Consider the following 18827-nt stretch of genomic DNA (forward strand, 5'->3'; position numbering starts at 1 on the left):
CCACTATGAAAAAGAACAAAAAACGATTGATTTTAGTGGCTAGCATTTTGCTAAATGTTTCGGCAAGTGCAAGTCTTTGGGGGTGCTCGGAATTAGAAGCGCATGATGGGCCGATTGAGTGGGATGATACGAGAACAACAGGGAAAGTCATCGGATTTATAGATGACTCTCTTGTGATTGTAAGCGATTGGCGGGGGTGGTCGCAAGAATTGGCTACGTTTATTACAAATAATGGTGGATATCGCACGGGCATTGGGCATCAGGGCTTGCGTGTGTATAATTATCGAGTCCAGGAAAACGGCCCGAGATGGATTGATTCGCTTGACAATGATGATACGGAAAGTTTTACCTATTTGGTGGGGCAGTTGTCAGATTCCGTAATTTGGGGCGGAAATGGAAATGATTCTTTTTCATTTTGGAAATTGAGCCAGAGGCCTACTGTTGTGAATACAGCTGTTTCTAAAGATGGCTGCAATGTAACATTTAAACAGGAAAAAATGAGAGAGTGGCTGAATGGAGACATTATTTTAAAGGGACCACTTGGAGCAAGTGGTGATACATGTCAGTATGCTGTTTTGGATACGGTTGCGAAAACGATTACGTATAAGAGATTGAGTGATGATTTAAAATGGATTGAAATGTGTGATGATGTACGTGCCTGGGGGGGAGGATGTGTATTGCATGATGTTGGATAAAAATGGGAAAAATAGTTTTATTATGAAAAATGGGACGGATAGCATTTTTACACCAATGGATTTGTTGCATGAGGGCACTTTTTGGGGCAGCATGCTGGAATTAGGAGTGAGAATTTGTTCGTTTAGAAATGATGTAATTGTTTGTTCAAATGTTAAATGGACTGATAAAACAATTTTTTTACGTGATGACGGAACTGAAATTCAATTGAAGTAGAAATTTTATGAAAAATATTCTTTTGTTTATAATAACACTTGTCGTTGCTTGTTGGTCCATTCCAAAACCAATGGAAAGCATAACGAATTACAATGTGGTAATGGTTCACGGTGCCTATGAATCTAGTAAGGGGATTGCAGAAAGTAATGGGTATGCCGAAGCATATAACGATTCATCCTTTCTAGGAGACGCGTATCTTGGAAAGTATGACGGAAACGAACGCATTGTCAAATGGCTTTCGAATAAGGTGTTTGAGGAGCCGGATATTGGTAAGGCGCGCAGCCCTTTAAATTCTTACATTTATCACTGGCGTTCGTTTACCAATCCTGCAAACAACTCCATAAATAACGCAATTGAACTTGGCGACAGAACTTGGAATAAGGACAAGAAATTTGGTGGTCGTCGTGCCTTGGTGGAAGAAGCACAAGAGGTAAAGGCTTCCGCTGTAAATGATAGTGGAAAGATTATTCATGGACAAGAGGCTCTCGAGATCATCCGCAAATACCCCGACCTTTACCGCCAGCTTGCATCCCGCTACATTCTTGTCGGTCATTCTATGGGAGGGGTTGTTTCTCGCGAATGGATTCAGAACAGCAATTACTATCATGACGAAGTTGACAAAGTGATAACACTTGATTCGCCGCATGAGGGGACGGGGGCGTTGAACATGCAGATATACAAGGAGGGCGAAGTTTGAAAAAGTTTGGAAATGTGGCGCTGATTGCTGTTGCGATGGCGATGCTTACATGCGTAGGCATGTGGGGGTGCTCCGATTGGTTTCCTGAAGACGGGGAAAGAGAGTTTTTTGATTATTTTAGTGATTCTCAAATTGTTGGCTTTATAGATGATTCTTTGGTAATTGTTGCCGATGACAAAGAATGGTCTCAAGAAACTAGCGATGGATACGCTATCGGGGGGCGAGGACATCAACGCCTCCGTGTATTCAATTACAGGGTTCAAGAAAATGGCCCCAGATGGACGGATACATTGGACAATTTTAACGAAGAATGTAATTATGTCTTGGGGCAGTTGAGTGATTCTGTTATATGGGGTGGGCGAACTGCTCGTTATACTAAGGTATGGAAAGGTCCTGTGATGACTTTTTGGAAAATAGGCGGGAGACCGGTCGTGCATCAAATTTCTGTAAAAATGGAAGGGTGTGAGATCGGTTTTCCTGTTGAAAGTTTACGCGATTGGCTTGATGGACTTATTTTGTCTTTGGGCACAATCTACTCTGCGCCGAATATGCATACCATGTTGAATGCAAGCGGTGATACGTGCCAATATGCCGTTTTGGATACGGTTGCCAAAACACTTACTTATAAGCGGCTTGATGAAAATTTAAAGTGGATTCAGAAGTGCGATGATGTTCGGGCATGGGGCGATGATGTAATTTGTTCTGTTGCTGGAAAGCGGCTTCTTGAGGGGAATATTTTAAAGAACGAAAAGGATACACTTTTAGCTCCGTTGGCATTTAGTAAGGGAATCTTTTGGGGAAATATGATAGAACTTCGGGCAAATATATGTAGTCTTGGTAATCAAGAAATTTCATGTCTTGATTCTGCGTTTACATGGCGCGAACCTTTAAAATTTTATAAAGGCAACGATGTTGTGGTGAATTTGGAGTAAAGTATGAGAAAGTGGATTGTTCTATTTTTGATTTTGTTGATTGTTTGCGAATCATGGGCTGTTCCCAAGCCAATGGAAAGTTTGACGAACTATAACGTGCTTCTTTTACATGGTGCATACGGACATAAGAATGATGATGGAGAATTGCAAGGCTTTGAGGAAAATTCAAATCTTCCGCAAGCTTACGATGCGACGAATTATCTTGGCAATGCTAATATTGGCCGTTATGTTGAGAAGGTGGATGAGAAAAAACCTCGTTTGAACCAATGGCTGAGAACGAGAATATTCGAGGAGCCTATATACGACAGTGCCTATGAGGCTGTGCATAATTCCTGCGTATATCACTGGCGTGCTTTTTCGCTTCCTCCTAATAACTCCATCAACAACGCTTTTGAACTTGGCGACAGAACTTGGAACAAAGGTAATGAAAAATTTGGCCATCGTCGTGCTTTGATTGAAGAGGCGCAGGAAGTGAAGGGGCGGATTTTCGTCGCTAACGCGACTTAGGTTTGTAGTTTAACTTGCGTATAAATATACTCTAAAGGGGTCATAAAGTCAAGCCTTTTTCGAGGCCTGTTGTTCAGTTTATCCTGTATCCAGCGAACTTTCCGGGGAGAGATTCCCTTGAACGACTCCTTCTTGGGAAGATATTGGCGTATTAGACCGTTCATGTTCTCGTTGGCACCGCGCTCCCAGGAGTGGTACGGGTTCGCAAAGTAGTAATCCGCCTTCATAGCTTTCGCTATTTCTGCGTGACAGGCGAACTCCTTCCCGTTGTCCGAAGTGATTGTGAGAATCTTGACTTCGAACGTTTTCTCAAAGTCCTTCAGCGCCCTCACAAGCGTTCTCTTCAGGTCTTTCGCGTTCTTCGTCGGAAGATACCTTATCAGGCTGTAATTCGTCATCCTGTCGTTGATCGTGAGCAGGTTCGCGTCATGGTCCGCGCTGTTTATCAGGTCTATCTCGATGTCGCCTACGCGTGATTTCTCGTCCACGATTGCCGGACGTTCCTCGATGGGCACGCGGCCTACAATCTGGCCTCTCTTGTCCTTCTTCTCCCCGCGCTTACGGTATGGTTTCTTGCCGTGCCGCAAGTGCTTCTTCAGGTCCTCGTCCTTGTTCACATGCCTGTATATCGTGGCGACGCTAGGGACACCCATCCCATCGAGTTTCGCGCGTCCGTTCACCTGTTCGGGAGAGTAGTCTTCCTTGATTTTCCCGTCCACGATTTTCCAGTCGTCCTCGTCGTAGTCGTAATGCAGGTGACTTGTCGCGGCAAGGAGGTCTGCCCGTTCCTGCGACTTGACCGGGTCGTAATGCTGGCGGCCGCCGCCCCTGTTTAGTTCCCTGTAGATTGTGGATTTGTGGACCTTCAGCTGCAAGGCTATGTTTTTCGGGGGGATCTTTGCCGCATTGAGCGCTCGTATTTCGTATCTTTGTGCTTGGTTGAGACTCACCGCCATGTCCTTTTTTGGTAGAATCGGCAAGGTAGAAAAGTTTCGGCCAGGTTCCCCAGGGGCTAGCCCTAGGGAACTTTTTTTCTTCCCGATTCAACCTATATCAGTCGCATTGACGGTGAAAATTCGCGAGGCTTCTTTTTACGATCCTGTTGAAAAAAAGTTTGTATATGGACAGCTGGCATTGGATTCCATCCGCCAAAATCCTGACCTTTACCGTCAACTGGCTTCCCGCTACATTCTCATCGGCCACAGCATGGGCGGAGTCGTGGCCCGCGAATACGTGCAGAACAGCGACTACTACTATGGCGATGTGGATAAAATTATAACTCTAGATAGTCCGCATGAAGGGACTGGTGCCCTTGAAATGCAGCTAGACTTGGTCGGGCATAAATGGGAAGCGTTACAAGGTGTTTCCACTTCCCTTGTCGCTTTATCGCTGGCGAGTCTCAATATGCGAGGCAATTTCATGGCAAAATCGGTCGCCATATCGAGTCTCTCCTGGGCGACATTGTTGGGATTGACAAATTTTGTAGCTCCGTTTTTTGTGGAAGGCAACCTGCAGGATTATTCGGAAGACGACCCTTTGGTCAAGTATGTGAACCCAGGGAAAGGTGAAAAAGGCAATATCTCGTATTTGAAGAAAATTTCTCCAAGCGAAAATCAACCCATGTTCAGGCTGATGGGCGGCGAAAAGAGCATTACGTATTCGGATCCGTTCAAGAAGGTTACCGATTGGACGGGATTATTTGTTCCCGAAGCCCTCACTCAGGCCATGATGAATTTCTTTTCGCAGCTTGCGGAAAGCGACGATGCCATGAGTTCGGAGGCGTTCGCCCTTGCATCTAAAGCAGCCACGATGGGATTGGTTGTTTCCGCGGCTTCACGGGAACAGGGGACGAGCATTGTTCCCAAGGCGTCTAGCTGGGCGGAAAGTACGGAAAGTCTGAAAAGCAGTGTTGCCGATGTTAAGCGTTGGCGTTTTAACGCCGCCCCGCATGCCGATGCTGAAGCTTGGAGAACGGCGAATGTCGTGATGACGACAGTAAGTGCAGTGTGCATGGCCGCAGACGTTGCTTTGGCATGGTTCGAGGGGGCAAGAGTTGCGGCGAATGTGGCCGCCGTTGTGGGATCTTCGATTACCTTATCGAACATGCTTTTTTCATTACTGTCTGAAGACTTGATCAATGAAATTTCGGATTCGCACAATCTGCCCATTGACAATGTGTACGCCAATCAAAATACCTGGCATGCCGATTACTCGAATACGGTTTCCCCGATTGCGGGTTCTTCCGTAAACGACACGACGATAAACCCGCTGATTATGGAGGACTTCCTCTACGAGCGCCCCTTCGTGAACCTGGCTCTCCTGGATTCGGCGACGCTGAACTCGTTGCAAAGGAATCCCGCCGCGAAGCTGAACCGCAACTGTTACTATCTGGGTAATCGTGAAAATGCAAAATGTGCGGTGGGGCTGTTCGCGAAGTCCGACGACTTCCGTTCCGCGCAAAGAATGCAGCCAGTCTCCGCCCTCGTCCCACTCCGCTTCCGTTCCTCCTCCGACTGGTCAAGGATGGGCGTGAAGGTGGACCGCTGGGAGCGCGTGGACGGCCTTACGCCCGACGGCGAGCTTGCCCCGAAATCCGTGCCCATCCGCCACGTGGAACGCTACGCGGTGCCGTCCATCGCCGTGGACGACTGGATTGAAAAGTATTCCTTCGTGGTGGACGACCTGATGCCCCATCGCCTGCGGCAAATCCGCATGAATTTCAACTATCAGGAGGAGATCGCGTGGGAGTGCGATATATCTAAGGATGCGCAAGCGAATGACGCGTGCGTCGTGTACAAGCGCTCCGGCGGTGGGGAGTGGGCTGTTGATACCACTATCGGCGACAACGGACGTGTCAGGCATCCCGTTCAAAAGAACGGGATTTTCGATTTTGTCCCCAGGGATTACGGCTACAGCAACCTGCTCCTTTTGCAGAAGGACAACCAGAACACGGTCACGGTCTCGACGGTGAACAAGATCGGGCTCTCGAATACGCAGCGATTCTACTACCTGTTCAAGGCGACGGACAACCTGCTGGAGCCGCTGTGGCCGCTGCCGGGCGTGGCGGTGAACCGCGTGTCGGGTTTCAGGGCGCACGTCTCGGTGCTGGACTACCAGGGATTCTCCGTGGTGTCGGCGAGGGACGCCATTTTCCAGGACACATCTTCGCCTTCCCCCTCCTCGTTTTTACCGATGACGCGCGTCCCCTCCGGGAACCGGGACGCCATTTTCAATTCCGAAAGGGAGATGTCCGGCCTTTCCGGGGGCTACGTCTGGCAATTCCGCACGGTCACGATGGATTCCGTGGGCGGGACCCTGGACAGCTCCGACTTCTACAACGTGCCCTTCACGGTCGATACGGTGCCGCCGTCGTTCCGCCTTTCCGCGGAGGCTTCCGCCCTCAATCCGGACAGCGTCTCCTTCCTCGCGCGCTTCGCGTGGGACGGCGCGGGGGGCGAAAATCCCGACATCCGGGCGATGCGCTGGCAATTGTCGAGGGTGGACGGCGGCTTGGCGGATTCCCTGGAGCTTTCCTCCCTCTACGACGTGGCTTCGCAGGACTTCGCCGTTCCCTTCGATTCTGCAAGCCGGAAATTTTTGGCGGAGGACGGCCTTTACCGCGTGAGCGCGTACGCCGTGGACAATGCCGCCCCCAATGCGTCTGCCTACGAAGCCGTGAACGCGCTGGTGTCTAAAATCGCGGACGGCACGGTTTCGGCGGGGGATTGGGAAAGGGTGCAGGGTCTGGGGCTGAACGCCGGGTCGGCATCCGCGGAATTCCGGGTGGACAGGACCCCTCCCGTCCTGAAGTTCGACAAGGTCGGCGCCGTCGCTCCCGAAGGTGCCTCCGCCGTCGGGGAATACGCGTCGCTGGAGCGTCCCCATCGCCGGGAAGGGTTCGCCTACGTTTCGGACGACAGCCTGCTTTCCGTCGCCTACACCGTCAGCGAAGCGCTCGCCGGTCGGGACAGCGCCTCTGTCCGGGTGAACTTCGCATTTTTGCATATCCCCGACACCGCCGCCGTGGACCGCGTGGGAGATTCCCTGTGGCTCTCGGGGGATTCGGCGCATTTCCGCTGGACGGAAATGTCCGGCTTGAGGCTCTCCGACGGCGACTACCTAGTTCGTGCGACTGCCCGGGACGAAGCTTCGAACCGGGCGACCTTTGCGGCACCGAAAAAGCTGCGGATTGACCGGACGGCCCCGCGAATCGAAAGCCTTGTGAGCCGCCGTCTCGTCTATCCGGATTCCGTCCGGGAATTCTCGGCGGAAATCGCCGTCTCGGAAAGCGGGGATGTCGATTCCAACCGGACGGGGATGCGCTGCCATTATCGCGTTATGGGGAAGACCGCCAGCGGCTGGATGCCCATCGCGGACAGCTTGCTGCATTCGGGAAAAATCACATTCCCCATCGATTCGGGGGCAGTGGGGCGGGAAAAGGGCAAGCGTTACTTGGAGACCGTCTGTCTGGATGCCGCTGGGAATGCTGGCGTGCGGACGGACCTTTTCTACGTCGGTTCCCGCTATCCCGAAATCACTTTCCCGAAGGGGAGTATGGTCTCGGGGGAGATGCTCGCCATTTCGGGAATCGCTCCTCCGGACGGGTCGAAAAACGAGGAATCGGTGGTCTATCGCTTGCGTTACCGCGCTGCGGATGCTGGGGAATGGCGCTCCGCCGGGATGTCCGTTGTCGCGGGGAACCGTTCTGCGGATTCCTCTCACATTTCCAGACTTTCGCAAAGCTCGTCCGGAGTGCTGGGCTACCTGGACCGCTGTGCCTTGGCGGAAACCTGCCTGGAAGGTGCCTATGTTATTGAATTGGGCGTTCGCGCTTGCGATTCTTGCCCATGGCGGACGGATTCCGCCGAAGTGTATTTCTTGCTCGGCGACTCGACTGCATCGGGAAATATCGTTTTGAACGCTTTACGGGATTCGATGACCGTCGGATCGGATTCCTTGTCTGTAAATGTGCGCCTGGACGGAAATATCAAGGGAAAAAGCCTTGTGCGCCTCTATGCGGAAGATTTCCGGGGCGTGGGCATTTTCGATATTTCCAGCGAAAATATTTACGCGAGCCCCTTTACGGGAACACCGTCGGATACGACCCTGCAACAGGGCGTCTGGTTCTACTGGCAGGATTCGCTCTGGCACTTGCGCTGGAAGGGTTTTGCGGGGACGGACGAAATCCGCGTCCGGTTCGATTCGGAATCTTTCGGCACGACCTGCGAGGGGCCGGGCGGCACCACTTTGGAACGAGGCTGCTCAGTAGAATTTTCCTCGATGGATCTAGGGGCGTCTGCCATCCTTTCGGAGACTCTCTCCGGTAATCCGTATTTCCGACCCATGGATAAGGCTGATAGTGCGATGTCCCTTTCGGGAAATTCCGGGCACGTCGTGTTCAAATCCTCGGGGATGTTCCGCATCGAGGGATCGCAGGATTCCTCTTTCGCCAACCGCATTCCCGTTTTTTTCGGATCCGCGACTGCACCGGGATTTTCCCAAAAATTCGGAAGCGGGGCTGAATATTTGAACCCGCTGTTTTTGGGCTGGACGGTGAACCCGGAAAATGAGAGGCTGCATTATGTATGGGACGGAAAGATGAGCTCGGGAGCCTATCCGGCACCGGGAAAAATCACGCTTTACGCCGAGGCAGTGCAAACAGGCTCCGAGGATGCCTTTGTCATTCTGGATACGGCTTTCGTGAATTTGAAACTCCCGCCGCTTGAAATTGCGCTCGCCGATTCGTTGGGCGACTTTGTCACTTTGCAGGACGGAATCGATACTTCGACTGCTGCACTCGGGAAAATGAACATCGAGTATGGCGTCCTTTACCGGGATGCGTTCGTGAAAATCTACGTGGAAGCCCCCGACGGCATGAAGAAACTTCTTCAGGACAGCGTGTTATGCAAGGCAAATTCCTCGGCGACGGCCTATTCCGCGGCATGGGACGGGACTATCAACGGAGTCGCGCCCGTTTCGGGAACATACAAGGTTATCATCGAGGCGAATGAAGTGGGGACATCCGTCGTGAAATCGGCGACGAGCCATTTCAACGTGAGATATGCGAGCTCGCTTGTGAACATGGAAACTCGTCCGGGCGATTCCTCCGCTCCGCAGCTTTACATCGCCGAGGCCTTCCGGGACGATGACGGCAAGAATCGCTACATTCCGGTGGCGGACTATCTGGTGCGCGCCGAACTGGGCGGAAAATACCTGCCCAAATACATCCGCGACAGCCTGTCCTTTTCGGCGACGGTTTTCGGTTCGCAAAAAGCCATCGGTTACAAACCGGAGCGTTTCAGCCTTGCGCTCAAGCGGCATCGGGAACGGCTGGACTTGGTGATTCTCTATCAAATCGACAGGCATATAGAATCGGTAACGAATACAGTTTGTGAAATAGATGATGAAAAAAATCAGCCGCATCGAAGTGCTGAACTATTGACCTTCACTTCCAATTCAAGGAGTGGCTTTATCGATTTTGAAATGTCCGCAGGCGAAAACTACGGCTATTCCGATCACGAAAACGCCTCCGTGAAAATGTGCGCCGTGATGAACAGGGATTGGCTGGATTATAGAAAAGATCATGAATGGAACGAGAAAGCCTTCAAAACTTTATGTGATGATTATGCTATCTGGAAACTGACGGACATTTCCGATTCTTCTGTGAATTTCATTCCCAAACCTAAAGCCGGCGGTTATGCCCTTTTCCAAGAAAAATCCGCGGGCGGTTGCAGCGCAGAAGATTTGGGTGGGGAATCTTCGACTCAGTGCGAATACGGCCAGGATGAAGCCGGGAAAGTCGTCCATTCCGAAAATTACAATCCCAATTTGAATTTGTTCCGGGTAGAATTGATTGGAAATTCCGACTTCAATTTTTATACGGACAAGGGTGAAATAAAGTCCGATCATTGCGGCAACGAACGATTTCGGATGATGAATTTCCGGATGAAGTTCACCATCCCCGACTCCTATTGGGATGCCGATTTTGGCTACGACAACTTGGTAAACCGCACGGTCCGTTTCGACGAATCGAACAAGACTCTCTACGGGGAAACCAGCGGCTACCTGAAAATTTTGGCCGAAAGGAACTTGCCCGGGGATTCCAACTATTTCGACGGGACTCGCTGGCAAAAGGACCATTCCTACGGAAAACTGACCCCGTTCGAAATGCAGCGTCTCCGCTTTTACCCGGCCAACGTCCTTCCGGGCGGCGGGAACACGTTCCTCTTTGCCGACGAGGATTCCTCCTACATACAGCCATCCTATTTCGACATGAAGTTCTACAGTGCGCCTTCCGAAACGGACTACTTCCAGGTTCTGGCGTTGGGAACGCCGGTCGCGGGCATCGACGGTTGCGATTATTCCCCGGAGACAAATTTTGACGCAGCCTATGGCAATCCGCAGCCACGCTGCCAGGTCTCGCACACGAGCAAGACGGATGCACCGGAGCAGATCCGAACGCCTCTTTTCGCCGGCGGCTACGTGGATTTCTATGTCGCGCGGAATACGGTCTGGAGCGGCGTCCCCGACAAAGTAAACGTTCCCTACCCGGCTCCGATTTCCTTTGCGGCTTCTACAGGGGATTCCCTCAAGTTTTACGCTGCGGGTTCCAAGGTTCACTACTACTATGGCGATTACGGCGACTCGACTTGGCTCCGGGCCTTTACGGATACGACAGGCATCATTAGGAACGCGATCAATTCGCCTGCAGATTATTCGGACCCGGCAAACCTGGAGACCTTGGGCGTGATTCCGGGAAAAATCGGTGGAAATCTGGCCATCGCGAACCTCTCCCTGTCGAACATCCTCTCGCCGGAAAATTACCGAAACGGCAGCTTTTACATTCCTCTGGATACGCTGGGAACGTTGAAGTCCCTACTGAATGCGGAGGGAATCCGGACGGACTCCTTTTCCGTTGCCGTCAGCACAGAGAAGGGGGTTGTGGAACATTCCGGGGATACGCTCCACGTCAAGGCATTCGACTGGAATGACGCCGTTCTTTACCGCAAAACGCTAGACTCTCTTTCAAAACTCCCGACACTGACGGATTCCACTCGGCTTTCCCTTTACAGCCTGTATCGCTACCAGAGCGGCATTCGCCAACGGGACGTCGCCGACAAGAATCTTTATTACGGCCCGGCGAACAAGGCGTGGACAAGGAATCCCTGGATTAAAGATGTTCGAGTTGAATCCTCGGAGCTGCAGCACCTCGATTCTTCGGTCCATTCCCATTTTGCGATTGCAGGCAATCGCGATTCCCTGGACAGGACGATCTTCTACCACTCGAACGATTCCATCGCCCGGCCTGCGGAATTTATCGAGCTTTCCTCCTATCTGTCGGGCGGGAAGACTTACCATCTCTTTTACTTGAAGGAGGGCGTTTTCCATTCCATTTTGGACACAGCGGTGGAAAAGAGCGGATTTTACCGTTTGAAGTGGTTCAATGCCAACCGCTTGCAGGGAAATACGACGTTTATGCTCACTTGGGGCGGCGACGGCGGCTCCTTTTACTATTCCCGTTACGATTTGTATGTGGGAACGCCGGTCGGACCCGAGTCGCAAACGACAGTATCATCGCTCTTCGGGGATTTGAGCGTCACCTTCCCGAAGGGCTCGTTGCGGGGGGATTCCAGCGTCACCGTGCGAACCGCTGATGCAAGCGATTATCCGTTCGACGTGTTCCGAAACGTTCCCCTGACAGGTCCCGTGATGGAAGTGCTGCCGACCATGACATTTGCGGGACCGGATTATCCCCGGGTCCAGATGAAAATCTCTCGGGAGGAAATGGAGAGGAACCGCGTAACGCCGCAGACGCTTCGTTTGTACAAGATTGACTTCGATAATAAGCAATTTGTTCCATTGGAGAACGCCTTGTACGGCTACCTCAAGGCGGACGGATCCCCGGCTGCTTCTGGTGCAGACACCACGGCCTCCTGCGCTGTTTGGGACGACCCGCAGTGCTATGGGAACGATTACAGCTACATCCTGATTTCGGCGGAGACCCGAACTTTTTCCGTCTTTGCGGCCATGGATTCTTCCGTGGCGAACATTCCCGAAGTCGGCTTGGAAATTCTCCCTGCGGTGGCGACGGCGAGGGATAGGCTTGTCCGGGTATCCGGCACAACGGCTTTCCACCTTTATGCCGACGACGATTCCCTGCTGGACGAATCGAATGATGGGACCCCGGCTACCTCGCTTTTTTACAAGGCGGATTCTTCGGGACTTTGGCGTGTAACGCTTCCCGAACGCGACACAAATTACCTCTTCGCTGTCGCCCTGGACGCATCCGGTGCGGAACGCTCCACCGCTTCGGCAAAGGCATTGGCGCTAACCCTTCCTGCGGAATTTTCCTGCACCGTTCCCGCCGATTCGCTCTGGCTCGGACTGGACAACGGCTATCTCGCTTTTGAAACAAACTGCAACCAACCCGGTCGAGGAATCCTTTCGCTCTATGGGGGCGGTTTGCCCGTTGCCGAAATCCACAGCGAAATCCCGGACACGTTGATCTACGACGGGAAAGTTTCTGCCCGCAAAATCCCGCCGGGCATCTATGACTCCCGTTTCCTGGGCTTTTCCCTGCTCGGGAGCGAACTCCAGATTGCCGGCCCGAAAATCCGCACGGATTCCTTGCGCCCTGAAATCGACAGCATGGCGGTGGAGGAATCCTCCCAACGCCTCGACCGCAATTTTCATCTAAAGGCGCGACTCTCCGATACCGAATCGGGAATTGCGAAAGTTCTTTTGACGGCGGTCTTCGGAGGCGACACGCTTTCTCATCGGGAACTGGAAACGGATTCGTCGGGGGCTCTCGAAGCGGAAGTCCACCTGACAAGGGAAACGCTTGCCTCTTGCGTCGGTTGCAGGCTTTCCCTTTCGCTCCGCGCCGAAGACTTCGGACACAATTACTCGGTACGCATTTTCCGCTCCGAAAAGCTCTATCCCTATCCGGCAAGCCTTGCGCTCTGGTATCCGGCGGGTGAAGGCTCGGGGAAAATTTCCGGCGAAATGCTGGGGACGGGGCACGACCTTCAGCTGAATCTTTTCAAACCCTGGCTTGCCGATTTCGGTCTGTATTTTTACCATCCGGGCGACAATGCCTCAGGAATCGGAAAAGTGGATTTGGGGACTTTGGATGCCTATTCCTTTGAAGCGAGAATCAAGCGTGGCTATGCGCAGGATTCCTCGTGGCGCCGGGTTCTGGGTTTTGTCGGAACTTCTGGCTTGAACATTTCCCTTGAAATGCGGGGCGGCGATTTGCGCCTTGTGGAAAATGGCGTAACCTATTCCGTTTCCGGTGCGCTGCCCTTGCCGAAATCCTGGTCGCATATCGTCGTGACTGTCGATTCGGCACAGGTCCGTTTCTATGTGGATGGGGAGTTGAAAAAGGCGCTGGCAGCAAAACCGCTGGAACGCGAACTTTACGGAACATTCTCCATAGGAAAGCGGGAAAAAGAAACCTTCGTCGGGAACATCGCCGACATCCGGATGTATGCCGAAGCACTCTCCGCAGAAGAGATCGAGGAACTTGCGACACCCGTCGATAAAGACGGCAAGGAAATTCACACTGTCGTTCTTTCCGCTCGCGACATGGAAGTGTCCGAAGGCTTGTCACCGCAATTTTCCTGCGCTGTGGCGGGGAACCGCTACTATTCCGCAGAGGAAAATGCTTTCGTCTCTGTGCCGGTTTCCATTCCCGCCGCCGGGAGTTACGGGATAATCCTGTATGCACGTTCCGTGACGGCAAATTCAGCAACGGTAAAAGTCGGACTTTCTCAATCCGCACTCCGTTCTGGAACTCTGCAATTGGCTCCCGTCTGGGAGGCTTCCGCCGTTGGCAACCTCCGGCTTGCACTTTCCGCAGGGCAACACCGGCTCTTCCTTTCCCTCCCGGCAGGGCTCGAAATCGCGGGAATCGCCTTGACGGATGGGGAAATGCTTCCTCCTTCGAACATCGCATGGGGTGCGGGCCTCGGGGAACCGGAACGGAAAATCGAATCGTACGTTCGCTTTGATGGTTACCCGGACGCTTCGGTCATTCGCCCTCGCCTAAAGCTCGTCAATACTTCAGACGAAACGGTCCGCGGTTTTGCTATCCGCTATTATTTCCGCGGGGAAGACCCGGCGCAGGTCGTCGCCGACGCCTATTATCCGCAGTCCGTAATTCCTCCTTCCGTCCACGGGGAAAGTGCGCAGACCGGCTTTGTCGAATGGAACTTTGGAGATACGGAAATCCTTCCGGGAGCTTCCCCCTTCTACGGCGAGGGGCCGCACTTCGGCATCCACAATGGGGACTATTCTGCCTGGGTCCCTTCGGATGACCCGTCCTTCGTGGAAAATGCCGCGACGTCTTTTGTAAAGGATTGGGGAATTGTCGTGCTGGATGCGGAAAAGAATCTTGTCGGCGGTTCCTGCGTCGAAATGGAAGATTCGGCTTCGGTCGAGACCAAGGTGCGTATTCTCGCCGCAGATGCCCGAAACGACGCCCAGGCCAGCGAAATCCATCTGAAGCTGGAAAATGTGGGAAGCATCGCGCTCAAGAATTACGATGTCCGCTATTCCTTTTATTCGGAGGGAATCGCTCCCATTTTTGACGTGTATTACCTACCGCCGGGAATTTCCGCCCGGATGGACTCTCTAGGTGCGGGACGCTATCAGGTGACTCTCCATGGGGAGGCTTCGGTAGGCCCGGGAACCTTCTGGAGCGATGTGGCCAAGTTCGCCCTGCACCTTCCCGGCTGGCAAAGCGCATGGGATGCCTCGGACGATCCGAGTCATGCCGGCCTGACCGCTCAGCTGCTGGAAACGTCGAATGTCGCCGTATTCGATTCCCTCGGGAACCGCATCTACGGAAACGAACCGGAATGGCCTTCGCCTCTCTCGGTTGTCGCAGAAACGTTTCCGACAGCCGATACGACGAAAGCTTCGGACAATGGGGAAGCGGACACTCTTGCTCGCATTTCCCGGACGGAAGATGGGCTCCTTCTGGAACTTGGAATTTCGGCGGACGTATCCTTGGACTTGGTCAATATTCTGGGAACTCCCGTCCAGTCGCTCTTCAATGGGAAACTTTCTTCCGGTGAACACCTCATTTCCGTGGATTGGAGCGGCGTGGACATGAAAACAACTTACCTGGCTTTAAAAATCAACGGGTCGTTGAAATCCGCCAGTTTGCTTTCCCTTCTGTAGGAGAAAAAATGAAAAAGATACTTTCGATACTCGCCCTTGCCCTCCCGGTTTTTGCGCTGGACGTGCAGGCGGTCTTTGACAACCAGAAAAAATCCGCCTTTCCGGACACCTGCGAACTGCTGATGCGGACGACGGTTTCCCTTCCGGGGCAAGGGGCGCAGACGGTGGAAACCTCCGTCCTGAATAAGGGAAAGGACAAGTCTGTCACCATTGTCAAATCTTCCGCCATCCAGATGAAAATCGTGCAGAACGGGAACCGTACAAGAATCACCGATTTGAAAAGCGGGAAAGTCCTTCCGGCGCAGAATATGCCATCACAAAACCCGGCGGACATTTCGGCGCAGTTGGGGAATCCTGGAGATTATCGCTCGCCGGTCAAGGAGGGCTCCCTTTGGAAAATCGTCCCGAAAGAGGATTCCAAACCGACTCTTTATTATTCGGCCAAGTCAAAACGCATCGTCCGGATGTCGTTGCCGGTAAACGGCGCAGAAGCTCGCACTGCTTTGGAATACTGCGACAATTCCTGCCCGTTGCCGGGGACTTTGAACAGGGCGACCATCGTAACGAAGCTTGCTTCGGGGGATTCCTCTACGGTCGTCGTGGAAATTCTGAAGGCCAAGGGTCGTTCGGATTTCCCGGAATCGCTGTTCGACGTGAAATAAGGGCAGTAGTGGTCAGTTTTCAGTTGTCAGAGAGCCAGTCGAAGCACGGTTGCCGCCCTTCGATAAACTCAGGGACCGCCGGGTTGCTGAGCCTGTCGAAGCATTCACCAAAGCAATTTTTAGAGTTTTATCGGCATCGGCTAAAAAGATTTTGTTGCCGCGATAATCGTTAGGAATGTCCGGGATAAGGACTGCGGGCTAAAACAACTCACAGGGCTCTACTCGGACCCTTTGCTTCCCGTGGGGGGGGGCATTCGGCATTTTGTAAACAAAGTTTTTCGGGAAAAGAGGGGGCAATCGGCCCGCTTCAAGCGTTTTAAAGGAAAAGGCGGCCTTTTAAAAACCCAAAAAACGAGGAAGAATGCCCGAATATAAAATCAAACCGTACGAAGAGCTGGACATCACCGACAACTTCATGTTCTGCAAGGTCTTCAGCAACGAGGACGTGGCCAAGGATTTCTTGCAGGACGTCCTGAAAATCGACATCGAGAAAATTTCCGTGGTGGCGGAGGCGACGAGCCAGGAGGACCCCTTCCGCAAGAGCGTCCGCCTCGACGTCTTTGTCCGGGAGGAGCTTGCCGGCAAGGAGGGCGAACGCCGCGCCGGCCGCTATTTTGACATCGAGCTGCAGATGGCGAATACGGGCGAACTCCCCAAGCGCGCCCGCTATTACCAGGGGATGTGCGACCTGGACGCCCTGGCCAAGGGCGCCGACTACGAGGAGCTCCAGGAGCAGTACATCCTGTTCATCTGCCCGGACGACATTTTCCATAAGGGGAAGCCCGTTTACAGGTTCCAGAACCTCGAGTGGGGCAGCCCGGAAATTTCGCTCGGGGACCTCTGCTACAAAAATTTCTATATATTTAAGAAGTACTCCGAAATCAAGGATGCGGCGACCCGCGAGTATATGCAGTATTTCGCCACCAAGCAGAGCGGCTCCGAAAAGATGGACCGCATCCGCAGGCTTGTCGAAAAATACCGCCAGGATCCCGCAGCGAGGAAGGCTTACATGACTCTGGAACAGGAATTCAACATCCGTTACAAGAAAGGCCGTGCGGAAGGGCGAGCGGAAGGTGCCGACTCCAGGAACAGGGAGCTTGCCAAGGGCTTTCGCGACGACGGTGTTTCCATTGAAGTCATCGCCAAGCGTACTGGCCTCACCCCCGAGGAAATCAAGGCGTTGTAATCTTGAAAGGGTCGCTCCCGTGAAGGGCGGCCCTGTTCTGTTTCTGCGTCCGTTCCCGTTCGCAGTTCCTTGTCGAATGCTTGCCGTCTTGATCTTAGGACGATTTTGACCGTTTGCCGCTTCATTTTTTATTATGGCTAGAGAAGAGTCAGTGAAAGCTTGTAGCGCAAGCGGAACGCTTTCCCAAGAAACCAGCCGCAGGCGGATTTTTTAAATTGCTTTTGCAATGAATGTGCGCTTTTTCCTGATTTTCCTTTTGATGCCTCTTCTTCTTTGTGCGGAAGAGGTTTCAAATGTGGACTCTCTGTCGGGTTCGTCGAATGTGCCCGATACCGCCGAAACGGATGAATCCAAAAGCGTTTCGTACTATCTGACTCGTCCCTTTGCCTATGTCGTCCAGCCCCTGCTCGATATTCTGGTGTTTCCTTTTTCTGCGCCGATTCGCTATGTGAACAAAAACGATGTGATTGAAAAAACGGTAAACGCTTTGGCTTTCGGCAAGGACAAAAATATCTATCTCTATCCGGAGTTCAACTTAAAGCCGGGAACGCAGACGCAGATGGGCCTCGCTTATCGCCATCGCAATATGATTTTCCGAAAAGATTACTTTGTTGCAAATGCAGCTCTGTATGTCAATAGCGATCTCAAATTTTCCCTGCGCTATACCAAGCGGAATCTGTTTGGCAGCGATTTTTTTGTCGGCGGGCGCGCCAACATGGTGATGGATAGGGACGCGGGTTTTGCCGTGCCCCGTTCGCTGACACGTTTCGATACCCACGAGCCCTTTGTCTATACGGACTCCAGCTATGGATTCCAATTCCGATTAGGGCATCCTCTGGTTTTGGTTCCCAATATGGATATTCAGGCGCAGGTGGGCATTGAACATCGGCTTTACAATTATCCGGATATTAAAGATACGATTCTGGTTGAACATCCTCTTTTTGACCCGTCTCTTCGCGGGTTTTATCAAGATCACTACCAGTTCCCGTTCAGCGTTTCGCTGACCTACGATAATACGGACGCTCCGTTTGTGCCGACCAGGGGATTTCGCATTTCTTCGACGTGGACATATACGAATGTGGCGGATTATACGGGGGAGAACGTTCGTCCGGGCGCCAATTCCAAGGATCACGACTACCAATCGTTTGATTTTGTGGCACAGCATTATTTCTATTTGGGAAAGGACGATTCGCAATACGGGCTCTCGGTGAAGGAGGCGCGGGAATTCCGGAAATTCTATACCGACTTTTCTTGGGAAGAAACTCTGCGTTTGTGGCGTCCCGAAAATATCCGACGGACCCTTTTGAATCGTCGGGTGCTGGCCGTGCAGTTCCGGTTGCGGCAAATGTGGGAAATGGAGAGCGGAGGGGCTCCCTTCAATGCCTTTTTTAATGCGGGCGGTACATTTCCGCTGCGAGGCTATACGCGTAGATATTCTGATTATGCGCTAAAAGGAATTTCCGTGGAGTACCGCTGGCCCATCGACAGATTGGTGGACGGTGTGGTTTTTGACGAATATGTGATGTATGGCAGGAATTGGTACGGGTTCGACGGGGAAAAATTACTGAACTCCTGGGGTTTTGGCATTCGAGTGCGTAAGCCCGATCTGTATTTGTTCCGCGTGCAAATCGGTTTTCACGGATTGAACGGTTTTTCCGTCATCTGTACGGTCGCTCCCGAATTCCAGTAGTTTTGCCTAAAGGAAAATTCTCGGCGGGAGCTTTGGCGAATCTCGCTAAGAAGCGAAA

The 18827-nt window shown here is 52.4% G+C and carries 10 protein-coding genes; 9 read left to right on the forward strand and 1 reads right to left on the reverse strand.

Annotation, left to right across the window (positions count from 1 at the left end; translation table 11 throughout):
• Positions 1-5 precede the first annotated feature (5 nt).
• Genes BGX14_RS14820 through BGX14_RS14840 form a run of 5 tightly spaced genes read left to right on the forward strand, consistent with a single transcriptional unit; the run spans position 6 to position 3045 of the window.
• Positions 6-695, forward strand: coding sequence for a hypothetical protein (locus BGX14_RS14820; RefSeq protein ID WP_095880314.1), 690 nt, complete (start codon positions 6-8; stop codon positions 693-695).
• The gene (locus BGX14_RS14825) at positions 682-909 is read left to right on the forward strand and encodes a hypothetical protein (protein WP_095880315.1); all 228 of its coding nucleotides are present in this window, start codon (positions 682-684) and stop codon (positions 907-909) included. The genes BGX14_RS14820 and BGX14_RS14825 overlap by 14 nt, the downstream gene beginning before the upstream one ends.
• Before the next feature lie 7 nt (positions 910-916).
• A complete protein-coding gene (locus BGX14_RS15880; RefSeq protein ID WP_198951223.1) occupies positions 917-1606 on the forward strand; it encodes a triacylglycerol lipase in 690 nt (229 codons plus the stop codon).
• Positions 1603-2538 (forward strand): hypothetical protein, encoded by a 936-nt coding sequence (locus tag BGX14_RS14835; protein ID WP_095880316.1) that lies wholly within the window; start codon positions 1603-1605, stop codon positions 2536-2538. Before BGX14_RS15880 ends, BGX14_RS14835 begins: the two co-directional genes overlap by 4 nt.
• Positions 2539-2541: 3 nt before the next feature.
• Positions 2542-3045, forward strand: coding sequence for a hypothetical protein (locus BGX14_RS14840; protein ID WP_095880317.1), 504 nt, complete (start codon positions 2542-2544; stop codon positions 3043-3045).
• On the opposite strand, the gene BGX14_RS14845 is transcribed toward BGX14_RS14840, so the two are convergent.
• Complete coding sequence (locus BGX14_RS14845) at positions 3042-4001, reverse strand: IS30 family transposase (protein WP_095878741.1); 960 nt, start codon at positions 3999-4001, stop codon at positions 3042-3044. The genes BGX14_RS14840 and BGX14_RS14845 overlap by 4 nt on opposite strands.
• Before the next feature lie 112 nt (positions 4002-4113).
• Between BGX14_RS14845 and BGX14_RS14850 the strand changes: the two genes are divergently transcribed.
• The 4 genes from BGX14_RS14850 (at position 4114) to BGX14_RS14865 (ending at position 18769) form a co-directional block, all read left to right on the forward strand.
• Positions 4114-15231 (forward strand): LamG domain-containing protein, encoded by an 11118-nt coding sequence (locus BGX14_RS14850; RefSeq protein WP_233126586.1) that lies wholly within the window; start codon positions 4114-4116, stop codon positions 15229-15231.
• Between the two features lie 8 nt (positions 15232-15239).
• Positions 15240-15893 carry a hypothetical protein gene (locus BGX14_RS14855; protein ID WP_073306342.1) on the forward strand — a complete coding sequence of 218 codons (654 nt, stop codon included), beginning with the start codon at positions 15240-15242 and terminating at the stop codon, positions 15891-15893.
• A 361-nt stretch (positions 15894-16254) separates the two neighbouring features.
• Positions 16255-17079 (forward strand): Rpn family recombination-promoting nuclease/putative transposase, encoded by an 825-nt coding sequence (locus BGX14_RS14860; RefSeq protein WP_095880319.1) that lies wholly within the window; start codon positions 16255-16257, stop codon positions 17077-17079.
• Positions 17080-17305: 226 nt separating this feature from the next.
• Positions 17306-18769, forward strand: coding sequence for a BamA/TamA family outer membrane protein (locus tag BGX14_RS14865; RefSeq protein ID WP_095880320.1), 1464 nt, complete (start codon positions 17306-17308; stop codon positions 18767-18769).
• Positions 18770-18827: the final 58 nt, after the last annotated feature.

The sequence above is a fragment of the Fibrobacter sp. UWS1 genome, assembly GCF_002300445.1.
Taxonomy (GTDB): Bacteria; Fibrobacterota; Fibrobacteria; order Fibrobacterales; family Fibrobacteraceae; genus Hallerella; species Hallerella intestinalis.

Excerpts from the sequence above, each read along its gene's own strand:
- BGX14_RS14820 (WP_095880314.1), top strand. The coding sequence starts at position 6 with ATGAAAAAGAACAAAAAACGATTGATTTTAGTGGCTAGCATTTTGCTA.
- BGX14_RS14825 (WP_095880315.1), top strand. The coding sequence starts at position 682 with ATGATGTTGGATAAAAATGGGAAAAATAGTTTTATTATGAAAAATGGG.
- BGX14_RS15880 (WP_198951223.1), top strand. The coding sequence starts at position 917 with ATGAAAAATATTCTTTTGTTTATAATAACACTTGTCGTTGCTTGTTGG.
- BGX14_RS14840 (WP_095880317.1), top strand. The coding sequence starts at position 2,542 with ATGAGAAAGTGGATTGTTCTATTTTTGATTTTGTTGATTGTTTGCGAA.
- BGX14_RS14845 (WP_095878741.1), bottom strand. The coding sequence starts at position 4,001 with ATGGCGGTGAGTCTCAACCAAGCACAAAGATACGAAATACGAGCGCTC.
- BGX14_RS14855 (WP_073306342.1), top strand. The coding sequence starts at position 15,240 with ATGAAAAAGATACTTTCGATACTCGCCCTTGCCCTCCCGGTTTTTGCG.
- BGX14_RS14860 (WP_095880319.1), top strand. The coding sequence starts at position 16,255 with ATGCCCGAATATAAAATCAAACCGTACGAAGAGCTGGACATCACCGAC.
- BGX14_RS14865 (WP_095880320.1), top strand. The coding sequence starts at position 17,306 with ATGAATGTGCGCTTTTTCCTGATTTTCCTTTTGATGCCTCTTCTTCTT.